At 67.9% G+C, this 2,570-nt stretch carries 1 protein-coding gene and 1 pseudogene; both read right to left on the bottom strand.

Annotated elements, in window-relative coordinates:
• Positions 1-1,046, bottom strand: a 1,046-nt coding sequence (locus ACWDSL_RS52950; RefSeq protein ID WP_450496881.1) for a beta-ketoacyl synthase N-terminal-like domain-containing protein, incomplete at its 3' end; no start/stop codon positions are given.
• 330 nt (positions 1,047-1,376) lie between these two features.
• A pseudogene (locus ACWDSL_RS52945) lies at positions 1,377-2,570 on the bottom strand (beta-ketoacyl reductase); the annotation flags it as partial.

Genomic DNA, 2,570 nt, shown 5'->3' with positions numbered 1-2,570 from the left:
CTCCACACTCGTCCCCACCCCCCCGCTCTCCCCTCCGCGGGGCCGCCCCCCCCCCCCGCGCTGGCCAGCGCTTGGCGGATGACGCGCTGCTGGGACGGCCCGTTCGGCGCGGTCAGACCATTCGACGCACCATCCTGGTTCACCGCCGAACCACGAACCACCGCAAGCACCGGATGCCCGTTGCGCCGCGCATCGGACAACCGCTCCAGCAAGAGCATGCCCGCGCCCTCGCCCCATGCGGTGCCGTCAGCGCCATCCGAAAACGCCTTGCAGCGACCGTCGGACGCAAGGCCGCGCTGGCGGCTGAACTCGACGAACACCTCAGGCGTGGACATCACGGTGGCGCCACCCGCCAGCGCGAGCGAGCACTCGCCCTGCCGCAATGCCTGCGCGGCCAGGTGCAACGCCACCAACGAAGCCGAGCAGGCAGTGTCGATCGTGACGGCCGGCCCTTCGAGGCCGAAGGTGTACGAGAGGCGGCCCGACACCACGCTCGCCGCTATCCCCGTTGCGAGGTAGCCCTCCGACTGCTTGGGCGCCCGCCGCAGCAGCGCGGCGTAATCCTGACCGTTAGTGCCGACGAACACGCCCGTTTTGCCGCCGCGCAGCGTGGCCGGGTCGATCCGCGCGCGCTCGAACGCCTCCCACGAAGTCTCCAGCAGCAGCCGCTGCTGGGGATCCATCGCAAGCGCCTCGCGCGGCGAGATTCCAAAAAATGCCGGATCGAACGCGTCGGCCCCTTCGAGGAAGCCGCCTTCCCGTACGTAGGAGGTGCCGGAATTGGCGGGGTCCGAGTCGTACAGCGTCTCCAGGTCCCAGCCACGGTCGGCCGGAAACTCCGAGATCGCGTCGCGACCGGCGGCGAGCAGGTCCCACAGCTGCTCCGGGGTGTTCACACCTCCCGGAAAGCGACAGCTCATGCCGACGATCGCGATCGGCTCCTGCTCGCCGGACTCCATCGCCTGGATGCGTTGCCGTGCTTCGTGCAGCTCGCCGGTCACTCGCTTCAGGAAGTAACGAAGCTTTTCCTCGCTGCTGTTCGTCACGCGGTACCACCCCAGGAAATCAAGAATTTGCTGCCGATCAAGTCGAAACGCCCAGAGATCAATTCACGATATCCCGAGCTCATTGCTGATGAAATCGAATACTTCATCGTCTGAAGCCGACTCCAACTTCTCGGTCCCTGAGGGCGCGTTGTCATCTTCCTCCGCCGTGCTGAACAGCTTCAAAATCGCTTTGAGGCGCAGCTCGATTTCACCGCGCGCGTCCTCATCGGCGGCCATCTCGGCGACGCTGGACTCCAGCTTTTCGAGGTCGTCGAGAATGGCGTGAAAGCGCTTCGGGCCATCTTCCTGCAACTCACCGAGCAGGTAGTCGGAGAGGGCCTTGGGCGTTGGGTAGTCAAAGACCATGGTGGCAGCGAGTCGCAGGCCAGCCGCCTTGCTGAGCCGCCTGCGGAGTCGGACGGCAGTGAGCGAGTCGAAGCCGAGTTCCTTGAAGGCCCGGCCAGCGGGGATGGCGTCAGTGGTGGCGTGTCCCAGCACGGCCGCCACCTGCGTACGCACCAGTTCGAGCAGCATCCGGTGCTGCTCTGCCGAGACCAGCCCGGCCAGCCGTCCGCGCAAGGCGGCCGCTGTGTCCGCCGCCGGGCTCGCGGACGCGACACCGGCCGCCGACAGTGCCTTGCGAGCTTCGGGGATCTCGCTGATCAGGGGAGAATGCCGGTCGGCCGCGAACTCCGCGGCGAACCGGTCCCAGTCCACGTTCGCCACCGTGGCGCACGACTCGTCACGCTCCAGCACCTGGCCGAGCACGGCGACCGCCTCATCAACGGCCATCCCGACAAGCCCACTGCGCGCCATACGGCCTTCGCTCACCCCGTCGACGGCCATTCCGGCCTCGGCCCAGGGCCCCCAGGCCACAGAGGTGGCGGGCAGACCGAGCACGCGACGCTGCTGCGCGAGGGCGTCCAGGAAGGCGTTCGCGGCGGCGTAATTGCCCTGGCCGGCGCCACCGACGGCTCCGGCCAGGGAGGAGAAGAGCACAAACGCGGAGAGGTCGAGGTCCTTGGTCAGCTCGTGCAGGTGCAGCGCGGCATCCGCCTTCGCACGCAACACTCCCACGAAGCGCTCAGGAGTCAGCGACTCGATCACACCGTCGTCCAGCACACCGGCAGCGTGAACCACAGCCGTCAGCGGATACTCGGCAGGAATGGAAGACAGCAGCCCGGCCAACGCGGCCCGATCCGCCACATCACATGCGGTGACAGTGACCTCCACGCCCAGGCCCACCAGCTCGGACGCGAGCTCCTCGGCACCCGGGGCATCGAGACCACGGCGGCTGGTCAGTACGAGATGTTCCGCACCACGCGACACCAACCAACGCGCCACATGCCCACCCAGAGCACCCGTACCACCGGTGACCAGGGCCGTGCCACTCGTACGCCACTCCCCGACACCCCCACCACCACCGGCGCGTAGCAGGCGACGGCCGAAGACACCCGCCGAACGCACCGCCACCTGATCCTCACCACCAGCACCCTTCAGTACGCCGACCAGCCGCTCCGCCAC

Source organism: Streptomyces sp. NPDC000941, from assembly GCF_053599555.1.
The sequence above is the reverse complement of the archived record's forward strand: the minus strand, read 5'-3'. Positions and strand labels throughout refer to the sequence as shown.